The organism is Streptomyces sp. NPDC050617 (assembly GCF_040654795.1).
Lineage (GTDB): Bacteria > Actinomycetota > Actinomycetes > Streptomycetales > Streptomycetaceae > Streptomyces.
Genome location: NZ_JBFAIS010000005.1, coordinates 127,187 through 145,840, shown reverse-complemented (window position 1 = coordinate 145,840; position 18,654 = coordinate 127,187). Strand labels below are relative to the sequence as shown.

Annotated in this window: 17 protein-coding genes and 1 tRNA gene; 6 read left to right on the top strand and 12 right to left on the bottom strand. The window is 72.0% G+C overall.

Features of this window, described 5'->3' with window-relative positions; all coding sequences use genetic code 11:
- Positions 1 to 70 precede the first annotated feature (70 nt).
- Complete coding sequence (locus tag AB0I49_RS09240) at positions 71 to 754, bottom strand: pentapeptide repeat-containing protein (protein WP_363226208.1); 684 nt, start codon at positions 752 to 754, stop codon at positions 71 to 73.
- 360 nt (positions 755 to 1,114) lie between these two features.
- Here AB0I49_RS09240 and AB0I49_RS09235 point away from each other — a divergent pair, with 360 nt between their 5' ends.
- Entirely contained in the window at positions 1,115 to 2,641 is a 1,527-nt protein-coding gene (locus AB0I49_RS09235; RefSeq protein WP_363226207.1) for an MFS transporter, read from the top strand.
- A 37-nt stretch (positions 2,642 to 2,678) separates the two neighbouring features.
- Here the strand turns inward: AB0I49_RS09235 and AB0I49_RS09230 are convergent, their stop codons facing one another.
- A complete protein-coding gene (locus AB0I49_RS09230) occupies positions 2,679 to 3,824 on the bottom strand; it encodes an aminopeptidase P family protein (protein ID WP_363226206.1) in 1,146 nt (381 codons plus the stop codon).
- Between the two features lie 116 nt (positions 3,825 to 3,940).
- A tRNA-Thr gene (locus tag AB0I49_RS09225) sits at positions 3,941 to 4,013 on the bottom strand.
- A 227-nt stretch (positions 4,014 to 4,240) separates the two neighbouring features.
- On the opposite strand from AB0I49_RS09225, the gene ugpC reads away from it, so the two are divergent.
- The 3 genes from ugpC to AB0I49_RS09210 all read left to right on the top strand — a co-directional run bounded on the left by ugpC (position 4,241) and on the right by AB0I49_RS09210 (position 6,850).
- Positions 4,241 to 5,389, top strand: a complete 1,149-nt coding sequence (ugpC, locus tag AB0I49_RS09220) for a sn-glycerol-3-phosphate ABC transporter ATP-binding protein UgpC (protein ID WP_363226205.1) — start codon at positions 4,241 to 4,243, stop codon at positions 5,387 to 5,389.
- Positions 5,390 to 5,650: 261 nt separating this feature from the next.
- Entirely contained in the window at positions 5,651 to 6,067 is a 417-nt protein-coding gene (locus AB0I49_RS09215) for a hypothetical protein (RefSeq protein WP_363226204.1), read from the top strand.
- Between the two features lie 57 nt (positions 6,068 to 6,124).
- Complete coding sequence (locus AB0I49_RS09210) at positions 6,125 to 6,850, top strand: nucleotidyltransferase family protein (protein ID WP_363226203.1); 726 nt, start codon at positions 6,125 to 6,127, stop codon at positions 6,848 to 6,850.
- Between the two features lie 72 nt (positions 6,851 to 6,922).
- On the opposite strand, the gene AB0I49_RS09205 is transcribed toward AB0I49_RS09210, so the two are convergent.
- The 3 genes from AB0I49_RS09205 to cysS all read right to left on the bottom strand — a co-directional run bounded on the left by AB0I49_RS09205 (position 6,923) and on the right by cysS (position 11,122).
- Positions 6,923 to 8,569 carry a DoxX family membrane protein gene (locus AB0I49_RS09205; RefSeq protein ID WP_363226201.1) on the bottom strand — a complete coding sequence of 549 codons (1,647 nt, stop codon included), beginning with the start codon at positions 8,567 to 8,569 and terminating at the stop codon, positions 6,923 to 6,925.
- A 133-nt stretch (positions 8,570 to 8,702) separates the two neighbouring features.
- A complete protein-coding gene (gene rlmB, locus AB0I49_RS09200; protein WP_363226200.1) occupies positions 8,703 to 9,653 on the bottom strand; it encodes a 23S rRNA (guanosine(2251)-2'-O)-methyltransferase RlmB in 951 nt (316 codons plus the stop codon).
- A gap of 71 nt (positions 9,654 to 9,724) precedes the next feature.
- On the bottom strand, positions 9,725 to 11,122 hold the full coding sequence (gene cysS, locus AB0I49_RS09195) for a cysteine--tRNA ligase (RefSeq protein WP_363226199.1): 1,398 nt from the start codon (positions 11,120 to 11,122) through the stop codon (positions 9,725 to 9,727).
- A 163-nt stretch (positions 11,123 to 11,285) separates the two neighbouring features.
- On the opposite strand from cysS, the gene AB0I49_RS09190 reads away from it, so the two are divergent.
- Positions 11,286 to 12,413: an acyltransferase gene (locus AB0I49_RS09190; protein ID WP_363226198.1), complete on the top strand. Its 1,128-nt coding sequence runs from the start codon at positions 11,286 to 11,288 to the stop codon at positions 12,411 to 12,413.
- A 45-nt stretch (positions 12,414 to 12,458) separates the two neighbouring features.
- On the opposite strand, the gene AB0I49_RS09185 is transcribed toward AB0I49_RS09190, so the two are convergent.
- From AB0I49_RS09185 to AB0I49_RS09170, 4 genes are all read right to left on the bottom strand, one after another.
- The gene (locus AB0I49_RS09185) at positions 12,459 to 12,860 is read right to left on the bottom strand and encodes a PPOX class F420-dependent oxidoreductase (protein ID WP_363226197.1); all 402 of its coding nucleotides are present in this window, start codon (positions 12,858 to 12,860) and stop codon (positions 12,459 to 12,461) included.
- A gap of 142 nt (positions 12,861 to 13,002) precedes the next feature.
- On the bottom strand, positions 13,003 to 13,509 hold the full coding sequence (ispF, locus tag AB0I49_RS09180) for a 2-C-methyl-D-erythritol 2,4-cyclodiphosphate synthase (RefSeq protein WP_363226196.1): 507 nt from the start codon (positions 13,507 to 13,509) through the stop codon (positions 13,003 to 13,005).
- Positions 13,499 to 14,269: a 2-C-methyl-D-erythritol 4-phosphate cytidylyltransferase gene (ispD, locus tag AB0I49_RS09175; protein ID WP_363226399.1), complete on the bottom strand. Its 771-nt coding sequence runs from the start codon at positions 14,267 to 14,269 to the stop codon at positions 13,499 to 13,501. The genes ispF and ispD overlap by 11 nt, the downstream gene beginning before the upstream one ends.
- 311 nt (positions 14,270 to 14,580) lie before the next feature.
- Positions 14,581 to 15,063 (bottom strand): CarD family transcriptional regulator, encoded by a 483-nt coding sequence (locus AB0I49_RS09170; protein ID WP_003953493.1) that lies wholly within the window; start codon positions 15,061 to 15,063, stop codon positions 14,581 to 14,583.
- Between the two features lie 718 nt (positions 15,064 to 15,781).
- On the opposite strand from AB0I49_RS09170, the gene AB0I49_RS09165 reads away from it, so the two are divergent.
- Positions 15,782 to 16,468 (top strand): DUF461 domain-containing protein, encoded by a 687-nt coding sequence (locus AB0I49_RS09165; RefSeq protein WP_363226195.1) that lies wholly within the window; start codon positions 15,782 to 15,784, stop codon positions 16,466 to 16,468.
- 82 nt (positions 16,469 to 16,550) lie between these two features.
- Here AB0I49_RS09165 and AB0I49_RS09160 read toward each other — a convergent pair whose 3' ends face one another.
- Positions 16,551 to 17,231 carry a response regulator transcription factor gene (locus AB0I49_RS09160; RefSeq protein WP_030009598.1) on the bottom strand — a complete coding sequence of 227 codons (681 nt, stop codon included), beginning with the start codon at positions 17,229 to 17,231 and terminating at the stop codon, positions 16,551 to 16,553.
- A complete protein-coding gene (locus AB0I49_RS09155; protein WP_363226194.1) occupies positions 17,228 to 18,511 on the bottom strand; it encodes an ATP-binding protein in 1,284 nt (427 codons plus the stop codon). Before AB0I49_RS09155 ends, AB0I49_RS09160 begins: the two co-directional genes overlap by 4 nt.
- Positions 18,512 to 18,654: the final 143 nt, after the last annotated feature.

Below are 18,654 nucleotides of genomic sequence, written 5' to 3'. Positions count from 1 at the left end.
CCCGTGCGGAACAGTCCGCACGAAAACCCCCGTACGGACCCCCCGTACCAACAGCCCGTGCGGGCAGCCCCTACTCCACCCGCACCCCTATCTGCGCCGCGAACGCCGGCGCCAGATGGAGGAGCTGGGCCGGGCTGATGACCGCCCCCGCCAGCTGGTCCACGCCCCGCGCGATGTCCAGCTCGGTCACCTCCCGCAGATCGACGTCCGTCATCCGCACCGCCGTGAGATCGACCCGGCGCACCGCGCAGTCCCGGAACACCACCCGCTCCAGCCGCGCGTCCCCGAAGTCCGCCTCGGAGAGCACGCACCCCTCGAACGTCACGTCCTTGAGCACCGCCTTGCGCAGATTCAGATAGTCGATCTTGCCGCCGCGCACCAGCACCCGCTCCAGCACCGCGCCGTGCAACTGCGTGCCGCCCAGCCGCGCGTCCACGATCTCCACGTCCCGCAGCGACGCCTGCGCCAGGTCCGTGCCCACCCCCCGGACGCCCTCCAGCACGCAGTCCGTGAACCGCGCCCGGGCCAGCCGCGTCTCGTCCAGCGCGCAGCGCGTCAGCCCGCAGTCCATGAACCGCGCCCCGCGGCCCTCCTGGCCCGTGAGGTCCAGATCCGTGAAGCCGGCCCCGTCGTAGTCCCCCTCGGACTCCAGCTCCGCACCCTCGAACGGCCGCAGCGGCGGCAACCGCACCTCCGGCACCCGCACCGCCCGCGCACTCCGCCCGCCTCGCGTCGTCCTGCCGCGCGTCGTCATCACACCGCCTCCCGTCGCCGTCCGCATCGCCATCCGCCCATACAGTGGCACAGGGCACTGACAAAGCCCCTGACCTGCCCTGACCTGCCCCGGCCGGCTCGGAACAGCCCGTTCCACCGTGCGCCGGCCCCGGACCCCGCCCGTCCGGAGCGCGCCCCGCCCCCGGAGCGCCTACGCTGAACGAGCGCGTCGATACGTGCGTACGCGGCACGGTCGGACGGCGGGTACGGCAGTCATCCGTACGCCCGTGCCGGTACGTGACCGCGCTGCGCGCGACCGGCCAGCCGGACAGTAGGGGCCCCGCCCCACGGCGCGTGGCAGGGCCCACGAACCCGAGCGGCCGCGAAAGCAGGTCTCCCGATGACCCAGAGCCATATATCCGCCACCCCGGGCAGCACCCCGCAACCCGATCCCCGCCGCTGGTGGGGGCTGGTGATCATCGCATTGGCGCAGCTCATGGTGGTGCTCGACGCCACCATCGTGAACATCGCGCTCCCCTCCGCGCAGCGCGACCTGAACATGTCCGACGGCAACCGGCAGTGGGTGATCACCGCCTACACCCTCGCCTTCGGCGGCCTGCTGCTCCTCGGCGGGCGCGTAGCGGACCTCGTCGGCCGCAAGCGCACCTTCCTGATCGGGCTCATCGGGTTCGCCGCCGCCTCCGCGCTCGGCGGCGCGGCCTCCAGCCAGGGCATGCTGTTCCTCGCCCGGGCCCTGCAAGGCGCCTTCGGGGCCATCCTGGCCCCCTCCGCGCTCTCCCTGCTCACCACGACGTTCACCGACGTCAAGGAGCGCAGCAAGGCGTTCGGCATCTACGGGGCCATCGCGGGCGGCGGCGCCGCCATCGGGCTGATCGCGGGCGGCCTGCTCACCGAGTACCTCGACTGGCGCTGGTGCCTGTACGTCAACATCCCCATCGCCCTCATCGCGTTCCTCGGCGCCACGGTGCTGCTCCACGACCGCCCCGGCCACGGCACCGCACGCCTCGACGTGCCCGGCGCGATCCTCGGCTGCGGCGGCCTCGTCGCGATCGTCTACGGGTGCAGCGAGGCCGAGCCGCGCGGCTGGAACGACGCGCTCGTACTCGGCCTGCTGATCGGCGGCCTCGTGCTGCTCGCCGTCTTCGCCTGGTGGCAGTCGCGCGCGCCGAGCCCCCTGCTGCCGCTGCACATCGTCCGCGACCGCAACCGCGCGGGCGCGTTCGCGACCATGGGGCTCGCCGTCATCGCCATGTTCGGGATGTTCCTGTTCATGACCTACTACTTGCAGGTCGTGCTCGGCTATTCGCCCGTGAAGACCGGTATGGCGTTCCTGCCGATGACGGCCGCCATCATCGTCGGCTCCACGCAGATCTCCGCCCGGCTGCTGCACCATCTGCCGCCGCGCGTCCTGATGACCCCCGGCGCCGTACTGGCCGCCGTCGGCCTCTTCCTGCTGACGTTCCTGACCGCCGAGCCGGCCTACGTCTCGCACGTCCTGCCCGCCGAACTCCTCGTCGGCCTCGGCATGGGCCTGATCTTCATGCCGGTGATGGCCACCGCCACCAGCGGCGTCGCCCCGCAGGACTCCGGCGTGACGTCGGCGACCGTCAACACCGCCCAGCAGGTCGGCGGTTCCATCGGCACCGCCCTCCTGAACACCATCGCCACGTCCGCCTCCTCCACGTACATCGCCTCCCACCTCAAGGAGGCCGCGGCGCGTACGGGCGGGGCGCCGACCCCGGCCGTCAAGGGGGCCGTGATCAAGGACGGCGTCGTGCACGGCTTCACCATCGCCATCGGCTGGGGCGCCGCGATCATGCTCCTCGCCGCGGTGGTCGCCGGGACGATGGTGACGGCCAAGGCGCCCAAGCACGACGCCGCGCCGGCGGACGCCCCCGTCCCCTGACGGGGAGCGCCCCGGCCGACGGCGGCGCGTACGGGTGTCAGGCCACCACCCGCAGCTCCCGCGCCGTGTTGTTCAGCCGCCTGCCGCCCGACTCCGTGCACACCACGATGTCCTCGATCCGCACCCCGAAGCGGCCCGGCAGATAGATCCCCGGCTCGATCGAGAAGCACATCCCCGGCACCAGCGGCAGGTGCTCGCCCTCGACCATGTACGGCGGCTCGTGCGTGGTCACGCCGATGCCGTGCCCGGTGCGGTGGATGAAGTACTCCCCGTACCCCGCCTCCTTGATGACCTGCCGCGAAACCCGGTCGATGTCCTGGCAGGCCGCCCCGGGCCGTACCGCCTCGAACCCCGCCTGCTGCGCCTCCCGCACGATGTCGTGCACCTTGCGCTCCTCGGCGGTCGGCTCGCCGACGTGGACCGTACGGGTCGTGTCCGAGCCGTAGCCGTCCTTCAGGCCGCCGAAGTCGAGTACGACCATGTCGCCCTCCTCGATGACCCGCTCGCCCGCCTCGTGGTGCGGGCTGGCGCCGTTCGGGCCCGAGCCGACGACCGTGAAGTCCACCTGGCTGTGGCCGTTGCGCAGCAGCGACGCGGCGAGGTCCGCGGCGATCTCGCTCTCCCGCCGCCCCGCGAAGCGCACCCGCGCGATCTCCTCGAACGTGGCGTCCGCCGCCGCGCCCGCCGCCGCGAGCCGCTCCACCTCGTGCGCGTCCTTCACCGCCCGGAGCATCGGCAGCACCTCGGTGAACGCCGAGTACCCCGAGTCCGGGAACGTCCGCTGGAGCCCCAGCAGATGCAGCGCCCAGGCGTTGTCCGAGACGCCGTAGCGCCCCTTGACGTCCCCGAGCAGCCCGCCCACGGCCCGGTACGGGTCCTCGCCGTCCGTCCAGCCGCTGACGCGCACCGCCCCGGCCCCGGCCGCGCGCAGCGCGTCGGGCTTCTCCAGCGTCGGCACCAGCAGCAGCGGCTCGCGCCCCGGCGCCAGCAGCAGCGCGGTGAGCCGCTCGGTCTCGGCGGTCGGCCGGTAGCCGCAGAGCCAGCCGAGATCGGGCCCCGGCGTCACCACGAGTCCGGCGAGCCCGGCGTCGGCCGCGGCCCGCGAGGCCCGTGCCATACGGGCCGCGTAGTCCTCGGAGGTGATGGGGGCGGAAGGTGTCGGGTGCGCGGAGGATGAGGTCATGGCGGCAGCGTAAACCGGGGCCCTCGGCCCGCACCTGCGAAAAACGACGCGGAAACGGCGGCGGCCCCCCGATCTCTCCGGAGGGCCGTCGTCCGCGCGGTCGCGCGCGTTCGGTGGGCCGCCTGTCGGAATCGAACCGACGACCACCTGTTTACAAGACAGGAGCTCTGCCAACTGAGCTAAGGCGGCATCGCGCACGGGTGCCCGTACGCGAAAGCGGCTCCACTCTACACACGGCCCGGTTCGCCCAGCCACGCCGAGGTCAGGGGCCCACCGCAAGAATTTCGTGACCGTTCATCTACTGACAAGCGGGTGGCCTGCGGGTAGCGTCACGGACAGTCCCGTCAATTGGACTGGACCACTCCTTTTACTCGGATCGTCCGGCACGTTCCTGCCGGTGAAGGGACCACATCACCATGGCTACGGTCACGTACGACAAGGCCACCCGGGTCTACCCGGGGACCGAGAAGCCCGCCGTCGACCAGCTCGACATCGCCATCGAGGACGGCGAGTTCCTCGTCCTCGTCGGGCCGTCCGGCTGCGGCAAGTCCACGTCGCTGCGGATGCTCGCGGGGCTGGAGGACGTCAACGGCGGATCCATCCGGATCGGCGACCGGGACGTCACGCACCTGCCGCCGAAGGACCGGGACATCGCCATGGTGTTCCAGAACTACGCGCTCTACCCGCACATGACGGTCGCCGACAACATGGGCTTCGCGCTCAAGATCGCGGGCGTCAACAAGAGCGAGATCCGGCAGAAGGTCGAGGACGCCGCGAAGATCCTCGACCTCACCGAGTACCTGGGCCGCAAGCCCAAGGCGCTCTCCGGCGGTCAGCGGCAGCGCGTCGCGATGGGCCGCGCGATCGTCCGCGAGCCGCAGGTCTTCCTCATGGACGAGCCGCTGTCGAACCTCGACGCCAAGCTCCGCGTGCAGACCCGCACCCAGATCGCCGGCCTCCAGCGCCGCCTGGGCATCACCACCGTGTACGTCACGCACGACCAGGTCGAGGCCATGACCATGGGCGACCGGGTCGCCGTGCTCAAGGACGGGCTCCTCCAGCAGGTCGACTCGCCGCGCAATATGTACGACCGTCCGAACAACCTCTTCGTCGCGGGCTTCATCGGCTCCCCCGCCATGAACCTCGTCGAGGTGCCGATCACAGACGGCGGCGTGAAGTTCGGCAACAGCGTGGTCCCGGTCTCCCGCGAGGCCCTGTCCGCCGCGGCCGACAAGGGCGACAGCACCGTCACCGTGGGCGTGCGGCCCGAGCACTTCGACCTCGCGAACGGCGAGGGCGGCGGCGAGGGCGCGGCCAAGTCCCTGTCGAAGGAGACCAAGGACGCCCCGGCCGGCCTCGCCGTCACCGTGAACGTCGTCGAGGAGCTCGGCGCCGACGGCTACGTGTACGGCACCGCGGACATCGGCGACGCCGAGAAGAAGGACCTCGTGGTCCGCGTCAACGGCCGGCGGGTGCCCGAGAAGGGCGCGGTGCTGCACGTCGTGCCGCGCCCGGGCGAGCTGCACGTCTTCTCGACCTCCACCGGCGAGCGCCTCGCCGACTGACCCGCCGGGCCCGCCCGCCCGACGCGCTCAACCGGCCGACGCCGTGTCTCCGCACCCCGGAGGCACGGCGTCGGCGCATGTTTGGACGGGGCCGGTAAATACCCGTACACAACGGCCTTTTCCGCCCGGGCGCGTCAATGGCAGAACCGCACTCGCGCGCCACTCCTTCGCTCGACCGAGTGACTAAATGTCTCCAAATCATCACTCCTCGCTACGATCTGCCGCATGCAGCGTCCAGCTCACCACGCGAGGAAGTCCCCCATGAACCACGCAGCGCGCCACATCGGCAGAACTCTCGCCCTCGTCCTCCCGGTCGTCCTCGTCCTCTCCGGGACGCTCGCGGTCACCCGCGTGCCGTGGGCGGCGCCCTCCGAGTCGCAGATCCTGGCCGCCTCCTCCGGGACCGCCTCCTCCTCCCAGCCCAAGGCCCGCGCCGCGCACGAGGTGCTGCGCGACCGGCTGCTGACCGAGCTCCAGGAGAAGGACCCGGGCGTCGCGCTCACCCACCTCCAGGAGGCGACCGAGAAGCGCCCCTCGCTGGCCGGGCACTGCATGGAGATCGCGCGGGCGCTCGGCAAGGCCGCCGTCGCGAAGTACGGCTCCGTGCGGCGGGCGCACGCCTACTCCCGGCCCGTGTGCGACACGTCCTTCGCCACCGGCGTCATCCACGCCAACTGAGCCCCGCACCCGGCCGCACCGCACGGCGCGGCCGCTCCGCCCCATATGGTGCGGAGCATGACAGGCACGCACGCGTACCCCGTACAAGCCGTCGTCCTGGCCGGAGGCCAGGGCACGCGACTGCGCCCGTACACCGACGACCGCCCCAAGCCGATGGTCGAGATCCCCGGCACCGGGACCCCGATCATCGGCCATCAGCTCGCCTGGCTGGCCGCCGAGGGCGTCACGGACGCCGTGGTCTCCTGCGGCCACCTCGCCGAGGTCCTTCAGGACTGGCTGGCCTCCGCCGACCTGCCGCTGCGGGTGCGGACCGTCGTCGAGACGGAGCCGCTGGGGCGCGGCGGCGGGCTGAAGTACGCGGCCTCCTCCCTGCCGCACCCCGACCGCCCCTGGTACGCCACCAACGGCGACATCTGGACCCGCTTCTCGCTGCGCGAGATGGCCGCCTTCCACGCCGAGCGTGACGCGACGGCCACCCTGGCCCTGGCCCGGCCCCGGATCCCCTGGGGGGCCGTGGAGACCGACGAGTTCGGTCACGTACTGGACTTCATCGAGTCGCCGCCCTCCCCGTATCTGATCAACGCGGGCGTCTACGTCTTCGCGCCGGACTTCGCCTCCCTGCTGCCCGAGCGCGGCGACCACGAGCGCACGACGTTCCCGAGGCTGGCGCGGCAGCGCCGGCTGGCCGGCTACCCGCTGCCGCACGGCGCGTACTGGCGGGCCATCGACACGGCGAAGGACCTCACGGAGGCCGCCAAGGAGCTGGGCACGCCCTCCCGTTGAGGGAAGCCGTACAACGCGCCGCGGCGCCCCACTCGGCGAGTGGGGCGCCGCGGTCCGTGTCCGGGGCCGTCGTCAGCCCAGCAGGCCGCCCAGCGAGCCCGTGTGGCTTCCGGAGGTGGATCCGGGGGACTTGGGGGCCGTACCGCCGCCCGTGGTGCCTCCCGAGGCGCCACCGCTGCCGCCGCTGCCGCCCGCCGGCGAGCCGGAGGAGGTGTGCGGGGGCGCGGCGGGCGCCGCGGGCCGGTTCGGGGTGTGCGGCGCGGGCTGCACGCCGCCCTGCGTCTGGCTGGGCTGCTGCTGTCCGGGCCCCCCGGTGCGGCCCGGCGCGCCGGGTGTTCCCGGCGCCGCCTTCGAGACGCTCGGGGACGGCTTGGTGTGGCGCTTGGCGCCGGGCGCGGCCGGCTTGCCGCTCCCCGCGCCCGCGCTGGGCCCGTGCGGACCGGGGTGGGTGCGCTTGCCGGGGTGCTGCGGGAGCGGCGAGCCGGGCAGGTGGTTGGCGGGCGGGTCGCTGGGGCCGGGGACGTCGGCGGTGTCGGAGGAGCGCACGGCGCCCCCGAGCAGCGAGCCGACCAGCAGGGTGACGCCCGTGACGAAGGCGGCCATGATCCCGCCGCGGCGCAGCACGCGCCTGCGCAGGTCCCGCAGCTCGGAGCGCGGGCCGAGCCTGCGCCACGCCTCCCCGGCGAGCCGCCCGTCCACGGAGTAGACGGGGGCGCCCGCGATGATCAGCGGGCTCCAGGCGGCCAGGTAGATGATGTCGGGCGCGTCGTAGGCGGGCACGGTCCGCCAGCTGACGGTGAGCAGCAGGGCCGCGGAGAGCAGCGCGCCGACGGAGGCCGCGAGCCGCTGCCAGAGTCCGAGGACGGTGAGGACGCCGACGGTCACCTGGAGGAACGCGACGGTGAGGCCGGCGCCGACGGGGTGGGCGAGGGCGAAGTCGCGCAGGGGCGAGGCGACGGCCCAGGGGTGCAGGGAGCCGAGCCAGGTGACCATGGAGCCGCGGCGGCCGCCGTCGAAGTAGACGGGGTCGCAGAGCTTGCCCATGCCGGCGTAGATGGAGATGAAGCCGAGGAAGACGCGCAGGGGGAGCAGGACGACGCCGAGGTTCATGCGGCGTCCGGGGTAGTAGGCGTGGCGTACGTCGTCGGCCCGCTGCGGGCGCGCGGTGACCTCGTCGTCGAACTCGTCCGGCCCGTAGGGCTCTTCGTCGTACGCGCCCCGGGCGGGCCGTACGCCGTGCAGGAGTTCGCGCGGCGGGTCGGAGGCGGCCGGGTGTTCGACGGGGCCGCGCGGTCCGACGACGGTGTTCCGGGCGGTCGGCTCGTCGTCGACGCGGATGCGGGGCAGCACCTGGGTCGAGCCGGCGTCCGCGGGGGCCTCGCCGCGCCGGTCGTCGACGGCGGTCGCGAGGCCGGAATGGCGTACGGCTTGCAGGAGTTCGGTGGCGGCGGGGTCGCCGGGCGCGGTGCGTCCGCTCCACACGACGGGGGCGCGGCGGCGGGCCGGACCGGCGGCGACGGGGATCTTCGCCGTGTCGGCCAGGCCGGCGAACTGCCGGGCGGCGCGCGGGGGTCGGGCGAGCTGTACGCGGAAGCTCACGTGGTTGACGATGACTTGCGCCGGGTCGCTCGGGACCTTCACCGTGCTCAGCGCGGGCTGGTCGTCGTATCCCGGCGAGCTTCCCCCCGTGGGGCGGGGTGTTCTGGTGTCCACACTCATCTAACCGAGTGACGGGTGTTTAGGACACTGCTTGACCGCGCCGAACTGTCCGAGACCCGTCAAGGGCGGCGGCCTGGGGCGCCGCCGCCGTCCCGCCCCCGGCACGGGGCGGGACGGAGCGGCGCGCGGCGGGTCAGGCGCGCTGCCTGGCCGCCTCGTAGAGCACGACGCCGGCGGCGACGCCCGCGTTCAGGGACTCCGCGCCGCCCGGCATCGGGATGCGGACCCGCAGATCGCAGGTCTCGCCGACGAGCCGGGACAGGCCCTTGCCCTCGCTGCCGACGACGATCGCGACGGGCCCGTCGAACGCCCGCACGTCGCCGAGCTCGGTGTCGCCCTCGCCCGCGAGGCCCACGACCGTGAGCCCGGCCTTCTGGTACGCCTCCAGGACGCGCGTCATGTTGGCGGCGCGCGCCACGGGCGTACGGGCGGCGGTGCCGGCCGAGGTCTTCCAGGCGCCGGCGGTCATGCCGGCCGCGCGGCGCTCGGGGACGACGACGCCGTGGCCGCCGAAGGCGGAGACAGAGCGGACGATCGCGCCGAGGTTGCGCGGGTCCGTGATCCCGTCGAGCACGACGATGAGCGGGTCCTCGCCGGCGTCGAAGGCGGCGGCGGTGAGGTCGTCCGGGTGCGCGTAGTCGTACGGCGGGACCTGGAGGACGACGCCCTGGTGGTTGAGGCCGTTCGTCATCCGGTCGAGCTCGGGCCGGGGCGCTTCCATGAGGTTCATGCCGCGCTCGGTGGCGAGCTGGACGGCCTCGCGCACGCGCTCGTCGCTGTCGATGTACTGCTGGACGTAGAGCGTCTTGGCGGGCACGCCCTCGCGCAGCGCCTCGGCGACCGGGTTGCGGCCGACGACGAGTTCATTGGTGCCCTTGGGGCCGCCGCGGCGCGGCGCGGGGCGCTTGGCCTCGTGCCGTGCCTTGGCGGTGGCGACGCGGTTCTTCTTGTGCCCCTTGCGGGCGGAGGCGGGCGGAGTGGGGCCCTTGCCTTCGAGGGCCTTGCGCCGGTTGCCGCCACTGCCGACCTGCATGCCCTTCTTGTTGGACGTGCGGCGGTTTCTGCGTTGGCTGTTCCCGGCCATGGGTCACCTGTCTCTTCACTGCTGTGAGCCGCCCGGGACGGCTCGGAAAACGTACGTACGAGAAGTGTCGCTCAGGAGAGTGACCAGCGCGGGCCGGAGGGCGTGTCCTCGATCGCGAGGCCGGACTGCTGGAGCTGGTCGCGGATCGCGTCGGCCGTGCCGTAGTCCTTCCGGGCACGGGCCGCCTGCCGCTGCTCCAGTACGAGCCTGACCAGCGAGTCCACCACGCCGTGCAGGTCCTCGCCGCGGCCGCTCGCGCCGCCGGACCAGTGCTCGTCGAGCGGGTCGAGGCCCAGCACGCCGAGCATGGCCCGCACCTCGGCGAGGCGGGCGACGGCGGTCTCCTTGTCGTCGGCGGTCAGCGCGGAGTTGCCCTGGCGGACGGTGGTGTGCACGATCGCGAGCGCCTGCGGGACGCCGAGGTCGTCGTCCATCGCCTCGGCGAAGGCGAGCGGCACCTCGTCGGCGGGCTCGACGGTCTTGCCCGCCTTCTCGCAGACCCGCTGCACGAAGCCCTCGATCCGCGCGAACGCGGACTCGGCCTCGCGCAGCGCCTCCTCGCTGTACTCGATCATCGAGCGGTAGTGCGGGGTGCCCAGGTAGTAGCGGAGCACGATCGGGCGCCAGCGCTTGACCATGTCCGAGACCAGCACCGAGTTGTCCAGCGACTTGGACATCTTCTCGCCGCTCATGGTGACCCACGCGTTGTGGCACCAGTAGCCGGCGAAGGCGTCGCCGTACCCCTTGGCCTGCGCGATCTCGTTCTCGTGGTGCGGGAAGATCAGGTCGATGCCGCCGCCGTGGATGTCGAACGCCTCGCCCAGGTACTTGTGGGCCATGGCGGAGCACTCCAGGTGCCAGCCGGGCCGGCCGCGTCCCCAGGGCGTGTCCCAGCTGGGCTCGCCGGGCTTGACGGCCTTCCACATGGCGAAGTCGCGCGGGTCGCGCTTGCCGGTCTCGCCCTCGTCCGAGGGCTGGCGCAGGTCGTCGAGGTCCTGGTTGGACAGGGCGAGGTAGTCGGGGTACGAGCGCACGTCGAAGTAGACGTTGCCGTCGGCGGCGTAGGCGTGGCCGCGCTCGATGAGGCCGCGCATCATCTCGATCATCTCGGGCACGTGCCCGGTGGCGCGCGGCTCGTAGGTCGGCCGCAGGCAGCCGAGCGCGTCGTACGCGGCGTTGAAGGCGCATTCGTTGCGGTACCCGATGGCCCACCACGGCTCGCCGTATTCGGCCGCCTTCTTGATGATCTTGTCGTCGATGTCGGTGACGTTGCGCACGAATGTCACGTCGTAACCGCGGTAGACGAACCAGCGGCGCATGATGTCGAAGTTGAGCCCGGATCGAATGTGCCCGATATGCGGTGCGGCCTGCACGGTCGCGCCACAGAGGTAGATCGAGACACAGCCCGGCGACAGCGGGATGAAATCACGGATCTGCCGGGCGCTGGTGTCGTACAGGCGAATGCTCACGCAACAAGGGTAGTGGGCCCGCGGCAATGCCTCACCCGCCATCCGCTTTGAGCTCTATTTGCGTTTTGCATCTATATAGGAGGCTTCCGTGGTAGCTTCCCCGGCACGCCTTGCCTGCCCGGTGGGGCCACGGGGAAACCAGGAGCAGGAATCAGGAGGAGCGTTGCACTCCACACTGCCCGTACAGCAGGAGGCGCCGAGCACCACACCGGTCGCGCCGGTGGTACCTGATGGGCAGCGCGGCAGACGGCTGGCCGCCCTCGACGGACTGCGGCTGTTCGCGGCGCTGATGGTGGTCGCGTACCACTACATCGCCTTCGACAGCGGCGCCTGGCCCAGATCCTCGAAAACCCTCTTTCCCACCGCCTATCTGCCGGCCTCCTACGGCTGGCTGGGCGTCGAGCTCTTCTTCGTCATCAGCGGCTTCGTCATCTGCATGAGCTGCTGGGGAAAGAGCCTCGGGCAGTTCGCCCTCTCCCGGCTCACCCGGCTCTACCCCGCGTACTGGTTCGCGGTCGCCCTCGTCTCCCTCGTCGTCTTCATCTGGCCGGTGGTCAACGAGGCCCCCTCCTGGGGTGACGCCGCCGTCAACCTGACGATGTTCCAGGACCCCCTCGGGGTGACGCCGGTCGACGGCGTGTACTGGACGCTCTGGGTGGAGATGCGGTTCTACCTGCTCTTCGCGATCGTCGCCTGGCGCGGGCTCACGTACAAGAGGGCCGTGGCGTTCTGCGTGCTGTGGGCCATCGCGGCGATCGTCGCCCAGGCCGTCGACAACAGCGTGCTCGACCAGCTGCTGCTGCCGGAGGACTGCTGGTACTTCATCGCGGGCATCGCCTTCTACTTGATGCACCGCTTCCGGCCGAATCTGCTGCTGTGGACCATCGTCGGCGGCTGCTTCCTGATCGGCCAGCACTACCTGCTCCAGGCCCACGCGCGCGCCGAGGAGCACATGGGGCACCAGGTCCCGAGCTGGCCGACCGTGGCGATCCTCGCCCTGTTCTTCCTGCTCGTCGCGGCCGTGGCGCTGGGCTGGACCCGGCGGATCAACTGGCGGTGGCTGTCCACGGCGGGCGTGCTGACCTACCCGCTCTACCTCGTCCACGAGCGCATCGGCTGGGTGGTCATCGAGCACCTCGCGGGCCATGTGCCCCATTACGTGCTGCTGCCGGGCCTGGTCGCGGCGATGCTGGGGTTCGCGTGGCTGGTGCACCGCTTCGTGGAGCGCCCGCTGGCCCGCCGGCTCAAGCGCGGGATGCAGCGGGCGGTCACGGAGATCAGGGCCGGTTAGCGCGCGGGCGGCGGCGCCCCCGGCACCGCCCCCGGCAGCACCGGCTCAGAGGTGCTCGACGGTCTTCTGCGGGGTGATCCGTACGACCACGCGCTCCCCGTCCTGGCCGGCGGTGGGGTTGAAGTCGGCGTAGTCGCGGCCGGTGTACTTCCGCGACAGCTCGTCGATCAGCCCGCCGGTGTCCGTGGTGATCGCGGCGGTGCCGCGGATCTCGGCGTAGGTGTACGGCGCGTCGGCCGGGTTGAGCAGCACGGTGATCCGCGGGTCGCGGCGCAGGTTCTTCTCCTTGCGCCGGCCGACCGTCGTGGAGAACAGCAGGTCGTCGCCGTCCCGCTTGACCCATACGACCGACAGCTGCGGGCTGCCGTCGGGCTGGAGCGTGGCGACGGTCGCGAAGACCGGGCCGTCCACGAGGTTCTTGAGAGCGTCGGAGAGTGCGGCTGCCATGACGGTGACCCTTCACTGCGCTGTCGGTGCCGGATGCGGCCGGTGCGTTCGATCCGTACCCAACGCCCCGTCAGCCACCCGCATTCCCGGCCCGGCCGTCACTCGTACGGCGGCCGTCGGTATGCGGCCGTCGGTGGCGCCCTCAGACCCTGACGAGCAGCGCGGTCGCGATGGCCGCGAGGCCCTCCGCGCGACCGGTCAGGCCGAGCCCGTCCGACGTGGTGCCGGAGACCGAGACGGGCGCGCCGACCGCCTCCGACAGCGCCTTCTGGGCCTCTGCGCGCCGCTTGCCGATCTTCGGCCGTACGCCGATCACCTGGATCGCGACATTGCCGATCTCGAACCCGGCGGCCCTGACGATCCGCGCGGCCTCGGCCAGCAGGACGACGCCCGCGGCCCCGGACCACTCGGGCCGGTCCGTGCCGAAGTGGGCGCCGAGGTCGCCGACGCCGGCGGCGGAGAACAGCGCGTCGCACGCGGCGTGCGCGGCGACGTCGCCGTCGGAGTGGCCCGCGAGACCGTGCGTCGCGTCTTCCCAGAGCAGGCCCGCGCACCACAGCTCGCGGCCCTCCTCGAAGGCGTGCACATCGGTGCCGATGCCGACCAGCGGCAGCGCCGGGCGCGCGGAGGGGCTGGGGTCAGAAGCCATCGTTGGCCCTCCTGCGGGCGAGTACGGCCTCGGCCAGGACCAGGTCCAGCGGCCGGGTCACCTTGAACGCCTCCTCGTGGCCGGGCACGAGGACGACCCGCACGCCGAGCCGCTCGACCATCCCGGCGTCGTCGGTGGCGCCGTCGCCCTCCAGGGCGACGCGCTCGTGCGCCTCGGCGAGCGTGGCGCGGTCGAAGCCCTGCGGGGTCTGCACGGCGCGCAGCCGGGACCGGTCGGGCGTGCCGACGACCGGTTCGGGCTCGCCGGCCGGGCGCGGTTCGACCTGCTTGACGGTGTCCGTGACCGGCAGGGCGGGCACGACCGCGGGGGCCCCGGCCCGTACGGCCGCGACGACGGCGTCCACCGTGTCGGCGGGGACGAGCGGGCGGGCCGCGTCGTGGACGAGGACGGCGCCGATGTCCGCGGGGAGGGCCGCGAGGCCGAGCCGTACGGACTCCTGGCGGGTGTCGCCGCCGGGGACGACGAGCACGTCGGTGCGGTCCGCGAGCGGGTACTCGTCGAGGAGGTTGCGCACCTCGGCGGCCCCGTCGGCGGGGGCGACCACGACGACGAGGGAGACGGCGCGGGAGGCGGCCATCGCCCGTACGGCGTGGATCAGCATGGGGGTGCCGTTCAGCGCCCGGAGCGCCTTGGGGGCGCCGGGGCCGAGGCGGACGCCGCGGCCGGCCGCCGGGATGACCGCGGCGGTGCGTACGGGCGTACGAGCGGTCGCCGTTCGGACGGCCGTACGGTCGGGCATGGCGCCGGCGGCGCTCCCGGGCGTGGTCTCCGGGGCGCGGTCGGAGTTCGCGTTGGCGTTCAGGTTTGCTTCCTCGGCCGAATTGGGTATGGCCACAGCGTGCCGGGCGCGAAGCCCCGATCAGCCCCTTCCGTGACAGCTGGTCGAGCCAGCCGTCCGGGCCCGGCACGCCGAGTACGGCGGGCGGTGCACCGAGCGCAGAGATGCCGCAGCGCCCGGCGATTGACTTCCGTCATTCACACGGGCACCGCGGCACCACTGCCTCTGAGAGCACTTGCCTTACGTCGAGCTGTCACGCGACATGCGTGGCGTCAGGACGCGAGGACCTCGTCGAGCAGGGCCTCGGCCTTGTCTTCGTTGGTGTTCTCCGCGAGGGCGAGCTCGCTCACCAGGATCTGGCGGGCCTTGGCGAGCATCCGCTTCTCACCTGCGGAGAGTCCGCGCTCGCGCTCACGGCGCCACAGGTCGCGGACGACCTCGGCGACCTTGATCACGTCGCCTGACGCGAGCTTCTCCAGGTTTGCCTTGTAGCGACGCGACCAGTTCGTCGGCTCTTCCGCATACGGTGCGCGGAGCACCTCGAAGACCCGGTCGAGCCCGTCCTGGCCGACCACATCGCGCACGCCTACGAACTCCGCATTGTCCGCTGGCACCCGAACCGTGAGGTCACCCTGGGCGACCTTCAGCACCAAGTAGGTCTTGTCCACGCCTTTGATCTGGCGAGTTTCGATGGCCTCGATCAGCGCGGCCCCGTGATGGGGATAGACCACGGTGTCGCCAACCTTGAACGTCATGTGACAGGTACCCCTTCCGTGGCTATCCAGTCTAACACGGGAACAGGCGGTTCTGAATGGCGTTTTCGCAGGTCAGGGCATATCTCAGGGCTTGACAACAACGACCGGAACGTGCTGCGACAGCGGTGCGGAAGCAGGTATTCGCAGGTGGGAGCGGCTGTCCGGGCAGGGAGAAACAGGCACGTTACACACTCTTGGGGCGGTCCAGGAGAGGGTCTACGTCCCGGTTTGCCGGAGTCCGAGTGGTGGACTTCCGCTACTCCGTTCGGGCCCTCTCCGGGTTCGCCGCGACGGGATTCGCTAATTGATCACAAGAACGCGATCACTCCGTTGATCAATTCCGTGGCCTTCCCCGATGCGTCACGGAAGCCGCACGCATTCCTTACCGATAATTTGCTTCTCCGGCCGGGCGCGTCATTATCCACGGGCTCGCGCGGGCTTCCGCCGACGCCGGAGGGCGGCTCATGGGAGACGGCTCGCCGGCGGTCCACGGGCGGCGGCTCGTACGCGGCTCGCGCGGGGCCGCCGGGACGCTTCGCCGACGGCCTGTCGACCATGGGGGCGGGTCGGGTGCGGCGGCCGTCCGGCGGCTCGGTAACCTGAGGCCGCTGACACACCCTTAGGGCGGCTTTACACCCGTGTACCGCCGTCCACGCCGTCCATCCGCGACCGGGCAGACCGTTCGGCCGCCGTAGCTCGTCTAGGAGATGCCGCCGCCGTGAGCAGCAGCCTTCGACGCGGCGCCCTCGCCGCCACCGCCCTCGTGCTCTCGATCGCACCGCTCTCCGCGTGCGCGGCGGGTACGAGCCCCCAGACCCTTGAGGTCAAGCCGGACAACGCCGCCGTGACGGTCGGCGACATCAAGGTCCAGAACGTGAACGTGATCACGCAGCCGGACCAGGACACCGAGGGCCCGGCCGTCATCACCGGCCACCTCTTCAACAACAGCCGCGACCCGCAGACCCTTGAGGGCATCAAGCTGTCCGGCAAGAGCCAGCCCGTGAAGATCACCCCCGCCAAGGGCAGCGGCCCGCTCGTGGTGCCCGCGCACGGCTCCGTACAGCTCGGCGGCAAGGGCAACGCCTCCGCGGTGCTGGAGAGCGGCCGGGAGGGCCTGAAGGACGGGGAGCAGCAGCCGCTCGTCTTCGACTTCAGCTCGACGGGCGACGTGCGCGTGGGCGCGTTCGTCGTCCCGGCGACGAGCTACTTCAAGGAGTGGGGCCCCAGCTCGATGCCCTCGCCGTCCCAGACGGGCGCGGGGAAGACGGGCTCCACCCCGACCGGCAACCCCACGGGCAAGCCCGGCGGGAAGTCCACCCCGACGAACGGCGCGACGCCGGGCGGCCACGGCGCGGAGAACAACACGCCGGGCGGCGACACCGGTCAGCAGAACGCCGGACACTGAACCCCGTGACGCCGCCGCCCGCCGCCCCTGGGAGGGGCCGGCGGGCGGCGGCGTATCGGCAGGTCCGTGGGTACGGGCCGGCCTACGGCTCGAACTTGTAGCCCAGGCCGCGGACGGTCACCAGATAGCGCGGCGCGCCCGGGTCGGGCTCGATCTTGGCGCGCAGCCGCTTCACATGGACGTCCAGGGTCTTGGTGTCGCCCACGTAGTCGGCGCCCCACACCCGGTCGATGAGCTGCATCCGGGTCAGCACCCGGCCCGCGTTGCGGAGCAGCATCTCCAGCAGGTCGAACTCCTTGAGCGGCAGGTCCACCTTGCCGCCGGAGACGGTGACGACGTGGCGGTCCACGTCCATCCGTACGGGCCCGGCCTCCAGGGCGGCCGGGGTGACCTCCTCCGGTTCGCCGCGCCGCCGCAGGACGGCCCGGATGCGGGCGACCAGCTCGCGGGAGGAGAAGGGCTTGGTCACATAGTCGTCGGCTCCTATTTCCAGTCCGACGACCTTGTCGATCTCGCTGTCCTTGGCGGTCACCATGATGACCGGGACGTTGGAGCGGCCGCGCAGCTGGCGGCAGACCTCCGTACCGGGCAGCCCCGGCAGCATCAGATCGAGCAGCACCAGATCGGCGCCGTTACGTTCGAACTCGTCCAGCCCATCGGGTCCGGTGGCCGCGATCGCGACCTCGAAACCCTCCTTTCGGAGCATGTACGACAACGCGTCGCTGAACGATTCCTCGTCCTCGACAACGAGCACTCGGGTCACGGAAGGACCTCCGGGGCAGGCAGATGTTCGGTGGTGAAGGTCTCGTACGGGCCGTCCTCGTCGTCGAGGCCGCCCCCGGACCGGCCGTCGGGCTCGGTCCCTGCGTTCGATGAGCGGTCCCGGCCGCGGGCGGTGCCCGCCTCCGGGAGCCGCAGGGTGAAGGTGGAGCCCTGGCCTTCGGAGCTCCACACCGTGACCTCCCCGCCGTGCGAGGCGGCCACATGCTTGACGATGGCGAGGCCGAGGCCGGTCCCGCCGGTGGCGCGCGAGCGCGCCGGGTCCACTCGGTAGAACCGCTCGAAGACGCGCTCACGGTCCTTCTCGGAGATGCCGATGCCCTGGTCGGTGACTGCTATCTCGATGAGCGCGCCGCCGGGAGCGGCGATGCGGCGGGCGGCGATGCCCACGCGGGTACGGGCCGGACTGTAGTTGACGGCGTTCTCGACGAGGTTGCCGAGGGCGGCGGCGAGCTGGCCGCGGTTGCCCCAGACGTGCAGGTCGGCGGTGCCGCCGGCGGCCATGGTGATCTGCTTCGTGCCGGCCTGGTGGCGGCACCGGTCGATGGCCTCGGCGACCAGCTCGTCGACCCGGACCGGCTCGGCGTCCTCCAGCGGGTCGTCGTTCTGCACGCGGGAGAGGTCGATGAGCTCCTGGACCAGGTTGGTGAGCCGGGTCGCCTCGATCTGCATGCGTCCGGCGAAGCGGGTGACGGCCTCCGGGTCGTCGGAGGCGTCCATGACGGCCTCCGAGAGGAGGGAGAGCGCGCCGACGGGGGTCTTGAGCTCATGGCTGACGTTGGCGACGAAGTCCCGGCGCACGGCCTCTATCCGGCGGGCCTCGGTGAGGTCCTCGACGAGCAGCAGCACCAGCCGGGAGCCCAGCGGAGCCACTCTGGCCGACACCGCGAGGGCGTCGCCCCGGCCCGTACCGCGCCGGGGAAGGTCCAGCTCGACCTGGCGTATCTCGCCGTCCCGGCGGGTGTCGCGGGCCATCTGGAGCATGGGCTCCACGGCCAGCTTCCCGCCGCGCACCAGCCCGAGGGCGTACGCGGCGGAGCTGGCCTTGACCACGGCGTCGCCCTCGTCGAGCACCACCGCCGAGGAGCGCAGCACGGAGAGCACGGTGTCCACGCCGGGCGGCAGGACCGCGTCCGTATGCAGCGAGCTGCGGGTCGGGCGGACCTGGTCGCGCTCGCTCCAGCGGAACGCCAGCATCGCGATCACACCGGTGCACAGCCCGGCGATCGCTGCCGCTGCGGCGACGGCCGCGTCCACGTTCATGGCTCCAGGTTATGCGGGGGGTACGACAGCTCCACAGCCAAATGGGTGCCGCCTCGAACACTCGTCTCCCAGAGTTCACCTTCACGACAGTGCCGGTTCACCCAGGAGGGCGGATCCGGACGCGTTGCGGCTCGAACGTGGAA